The organism is Cryptosporangium minutisporangium (assembly GCF_039536245.1).
Classification (GTDB): Bacteria; Actinomycetota; Actinomycetes; order Mycobacteriales; family Cryptosporangiaceae; genus Cryptosporangium; species Cryptosporangium minutisporangium.
The window spans coordinates 1-4,111 of the sequence record NZ_BAAAYN010000133.1 but is presented as its reverse complement, the minus strand read 5'-3'; the positions used below and the strand labels follow the sequence as shown (position 1 = coordinate 4,111).

Annotated in this window: 6 protein-coding genes; 4 read left to right on the top strand and 2 right to left on the bottom strand. The window is 73.7% G+C overall.

Features of this window, described 5'->3' with window-relative positions; genetic code table 11:
- The first annotated feature begins 183 nt into the window (after positions 1-183).
- The 3 genes from ABEB28_RS42820 to ABEB28_RS42810 are packed head-to-tail and all read left to right on the top strand — an operon-like array spanning position 184 to position 1,762.
- A complete protein-coding gene (locus tag ABEB28_RS42820) occupies positions 184-780 on the top strand; it encodes a TetR/AcrR family transcriptional regulator (RefSeq protein ID WP_345734048.1) in 597 nt (198 codons plus the stop codon).
- Positions 777-1,235, top strand: coding sequence for an acyl-CoA thioesterase (locus tag ABEB28_RS42815; RefSeq protein WP_345734047.1), 459 nt, complete (start codon positions 777-779; stop codon positions 1,233-1,235). Before ABEB28_RS42820 ends, ABEB28_RS42815 begins: the two co-directional genes overlap by 4 nt.
- The gene (locus ABEB28_RS42810) at positions 1,232-1,762 is read left to right on the top strand and encodes a DUF6817 domain-containing protein (RefSeq protein WP_345734046.1); all 531 of its coding nucleotides are present in this window, start codon (positions 1,232-1,234) and stop codon (positions 1,760-1,762) included. Before ABEB28_RS42815 ends, ABEB28_RS42810 begins: the two co-directional genes overlap by 4 nt.
- A gap of 15 nt (positions 1,763-1,777) precedes the next feature.
- Here ABEB28_RS42810 and ABEB28_RS42805 read toward each other — a convergent pair whose 3' ends face one another.
- Positions 1,778-2,641: an SDR family NAD(P)-dependent oxidoreductase gene (locus ABEB28_RS42805; protein ID WP_345734045.1), complete on the bottom strand. Its 864-nt coding sequence runs from the start codon at positions 2,639-2,641 to the stop codon at positions 1,778-1,780.
- A gap of 70 nt (positions 2,642-2,711) precedes the next feature.
- Here ABEB28_RS42805 and ABEB28_RS42800 point away from each other — a divergent pair, with 70 nt between their 5' ends.
- A complete protein-coding gene (locus ABEB28_RS42800) occupies positions 2,712-3,632 on the top strand; it encodes a LysR family transcriptional regulator (RefSeq protein ID WP_345734044.1) in 921 nt (306 codons plus the stop codon).
- Positions 3,633-3,659: 27 nt separating this feature from the next.
- On the opposite strand, the gene ABEB28_RS42795 is transcribed toward ABEB28_RS42800, so the two are convergent.
- A partial coding sequence (locus ABEB28_RS42795; protein WP_345734043.1) for a TetR/AcrR family transcriptional regulator occupies positions 3,660-4,111 on the bottom strand: 452 nt, incomplete at its 5' end.

Genomic DNA, 4,111 nt, shown 5'->3' with positions numbered 1-4,111 from the left:
CCGCCCCACCGACACAAAACCGCTGTCCACAGGCTAGAGACGACTCCCGTCAGAGCCCCCCGCCAAGCCGGGAGCGGCGTTCGCCGCCGCGAAGACGGCGCGGCCGTGGCTCGGCAGGGGCCCGCCCCCGCGCCAAGGCCCGACCCTTTCGCCCCGCCCGTCTACGAGCTAGTCTCCCTGTTCATGACAGAGAAAACTGTCACTACCAGAGTCACCCGCCGCCGCCAGGCCGTCCTGGCCGAGATCCTCACGGCGGCCTGGCAGCTCGCCGCCACGGAAGGCCTCTCCGGGATCTCGCTGCGCCTCCTCGCGACCCGCCTCGGCATGCGACCCCAGTCGCTCGCCTGGTACTTCCCGAGCAAGCAGGAGCTCTACGACGCGCTCTACCGGCAGGGCCAGGAGGACTTCCTCCGGCGCCTGGCCGCCCTGGAGGACGAGCGGCCGCTCGACGTCCACGCCGCGGCGGCCGCGTTCGCGACGTTCTGCGTCGAGAATCCGCAGCGGTACCAACTGCTGACCCAGCGGACCGTGCCGGGGTTCCAGCCCTCCCCCGAGGCGCACGAACTGGCCCGCGCCGCGTTCGGTGCCTGGCGCCGCACCCTGGCGGAGGTCGGCGTGTCCGGGCGGTCCCATGTCGACGTCCTCACGGCCGCCGTCAAAGGGCTGGTGGACCAGCAGATCACGGTCGACCCGACCGGCCGGCGCTTCCTTCGCCATCTGGACGCGGTGGTCGACATCATCGTCGCGCACGGCACCGGATTCGAGGAGGAGGCACAGTGACCGCGTTGACAGCGACCGATTTCACGGTGCGGTTCGAGGTTCGGGCGTACGAACTGGACACTCAGGGGCACGTCACCACCGCGGTCTACCTGCAGTACGCCGACCACGTCCGCTGGGCGTTGCTCCGCGCCGCCGGTGTGGACCTGGAGGAGGTGCGCCGCTCCGGGCTCGGCCCGGTGACCCTCGAGACGACGATCCGGTTCCGCCGTGAGTTGCGCCTCGGCGACGCGGTCGACGTCACGTGCGTCTTCGATTGGCCCGGTGGCCGGACCGGGCGCGTGCAGCAACAGCTTCATCGGGTGGGCGACGGCGCACTCGTGGCCGAGCTCGACAGCGTGGGCGGCGTGCTCGACCTGGGCTCCCGGCGGCTGATCGCCGATCCGGACCAGCGCTGGCGGCAGTTCGCGAAGCGTCCGGAGTTGCTCGGCCTGCGCCCGGGTGGTGAGACGCCGTGACCGCCGACCGGGACATCCGTGCGCTGCTCCGTGCACGCGGCGCCGAGAGCGTGCCGCATCCTGGGGGCACGCTCTACGAGCACCTCGGCCGGGTCGCCGACCGGCTGGCCCGGCACGGCGCCTCGGCCGACCTGCGACGCGCCGGGCTCGCGCACGCGGTGTACGGCACCGACGGTTTCGACGTGTCGCTCGTCGCGCTGACCGAGCGGCACCTGGTGCAGGAGGCGGTGGGGCCCGCGGCCGAGGCGATCGTCTACCGCTACGGCGGCTGCGACCGGACGCAGACCTGGTCCCGGCTCGCCGCTACCCGGTGCGTCGTCAGCCGCTTCACCGGCGACCGCGAGGTGCTGGACGACGACGCGCTGCGGGACTTCGTCGACCTGACGCTGATCAACGAACTGGACGTGCTGGAGCGATCCGCCGACGTCAGCGCAGCGCACCGGGACTTCGTCCGATCGCTCGTCGATTCGTGGGCCGACCTCGCCTCGCCGACCGTCGTCGCCGACGCCCACGGCGCGGGAACGTAAGACAGGAAACCCAGGTCACGCCTGGTAGGCGACCGGGGAACGGTAGGCGCTCCAGGGCAGCACCGCTCCGTCGCGGACCAGCTCGCCGTAGGTGGCCGGGTCGATCGGGTCGGCGAGCACGAAGTCGAGCAGGGCCGTCGCGGCGCGCGCGGGCGTCCGGGCGCGGCTGAAGTCCGGGAACCAGGGCCGCGACGCCGGAGTGTCGACCAAGCCGGGACAGACCACGCTGACCAGCGTGCCGTCGGCGAGGTCGCGGTCCCGCCGTTGACGCGCGACCGCGCGGACCGCGGCCACCTGCGCGACCTTCGACGGGACGTTGATCCAGTCCGGCCAACCGACGTCCGGCGCGGTGCCGTCGTGGATCGCGGCGCGCCACGCCTCCACGGTGCGCTCGACGTCGTCGAGGCTGTCGTGGTCGCCGAAGAGCGGGCGCACGGCCTCCGGCAGGTTACCCAGCGTGCCGAGCGAGCTGGCGACGACGACGAGCCGGCCGCCCGGGCGCACGACCGGCCCGAAGGACCGCAGCATCGCGTGCGTGCCACCGTTCGCCACGGTGATGAACTCGTCAGCCTGCTCCCGCTGGGTCCGGTCCGGGGTGAGCCGGGCCGCCGCGTTGGAGAGCACCACGTCGAGTCCCTGGCCGGCGAAGTCGGCGGCGGCCGCGGCGACCGCGGTCGCGTCGCTGACGTCCAGGAGTCGGCCTTCGACGCGCGCGTTGCGCGCGGGATCGGCCGTCGCACGGGCGACGGCGTGGGCGACGCGGTCCGGGTTACGCCCGGTGAGCAGAACGACGTCGTCCGACGTCCACCTGGCGGCGAGTTCCTCGACGAGCGCGAAGCCGATGCCCTGGTTCGCGCCGGTGATCAGAGCGGTTCTCATACCTCGACGCTAGGCAACGGCCACGTATGCGTCCAACGACAGTATGGCAAGCGTGGTATGCGTAAACGTCATGGACTTCGGGAGCGTCACGCTCGCCGGGCTGCGGGTCGTCCGGGAGATCGCCGAGCGGCGGACGTTCAGCGCGGCGGCGGTCTCGCTGGGTTACACGCAGTCGGCGGTGTCCCGACAGGTCGCCGCGGTGGAGCGGGCCGCCGGGGCGCCGGTGTTCGAACGCCACCGCGACGGCGTTCGGCTCACCGCCACCGGGCGGGTGGTGCTGCGGCACGCGGCGGCCGTCCTCGATGCGATCGACGCCGCCGACCGTGAGCTGCGTGGCCTTCCCGCGCCGACCGCGACCGTGCGGCTCGGCGCCTACCCGAGCGCCGGTGCGGTGTTGTTGCCGACGGCCCTGGCGGCGCTGCGTCGCACCCAGCCGGGCATCACCGTGCGGACCCGGGACGGCAGCACACCGTCGCTGGTGCGCGCGTTGCGGGCGGGCTCGATCGACCTCGCCGTGGTGGCGTCCGCGCCGCCGTTCCGGGCGCCGGACGACGAGTCACCGGCCCTGGTGGTCGAGACGCTGGTCGAGCGGAGCCTGTGCGTCGCGGTGCCGGCGACGCACGCGCTGGCCGCCGCCGACGCGGTGCACGTCGAGGATCTGCGGGGCGAACGCTGGATCGCCGGACGGTCGGCGGTGGACGAGCACCCGCTCGGGGTCTGGCCCGGCCTGGACGGCCGCCCGGAGGTCGTCCACGTGGCGCGGGACTGGCTCGCGAAACTGCGCCTGGTCGCGGCGGGGCACGGTCTGACGACCGTGCCCGCCGACCTCGCCGCGGCGGCTCCGGACGGGGTGCGGGTGCTCGCGGTCCGCGGCGGTTCCGACGAGCGGCGACGGGTGATCGTCGCGTACCTGCCGGGGCCGCAGCCGGAGGCGTCCGGCCGGGTCATCGACGCGCTCCGGGCTGCCACCGCCGCACCGTCCAGCACCTGAAGCCGCGGCCCAAGCGGCGTCGGCGGGTCACTCCGCCGCGAAGGCCCCCGACAGGATCTCGGCGAACTCCGCGGCCGACAGCCCGTCCGGACCGCGGTCGCGCAGGTGCGCGGTCATCATGCTGGACGCCAGCTCGGACAGCGCCGCCGGATCTCCCGGCCGCACGTCCCCGGCCTGCTGACCGCTCCGCAGCACGTCGGCGAAGAGCGCCAGCGCTCCGGCGAACCCCGCGCCGGCCGGGCTCAGGTCCTTCGGCGCGTCCTCCCCCGGCGACGCCAGGCGGATCGTCAACCGGCCGTACGCGGGAAAGCGGTCGAAGAACGCGCTGAGCGCCTCGACGATCGCAACCAGGTTCGCCACCCCGGCCGCGCCGGGCGTGATCGCCTCCCGCATGACCGCGAACAGCTCACCGCCGCGGCGGTACATCACCGCCTGCAGCAGCTCTTCCTTACCGCTGAAGAACTGGTACAGCGCGCCCA

Coding starts and splice junctions, on each gene's coding strand:
- ABEB28_RS42820 (WP_345734048.1), top strand. CDS start 184: ATGACAGAGAAAACTGTCACTACCAGAGTCACCCGCCGCCGCCAGGCC.
- ABEB28_RS42805 (WP_345734045.1), bottom strand. CDS start 2,641: ATGAGAACCGCTCTGATCACCGGCGCGAACCAGGGCATCGGCTTCGCG.
- ABEB28_RS42800 (WP_345734044.1), top strand. CDS start 2,712: ATGGACTTCGGGAGCGTCACGCTCGCCGGGCTGCGGGTCGTCCGGGAG.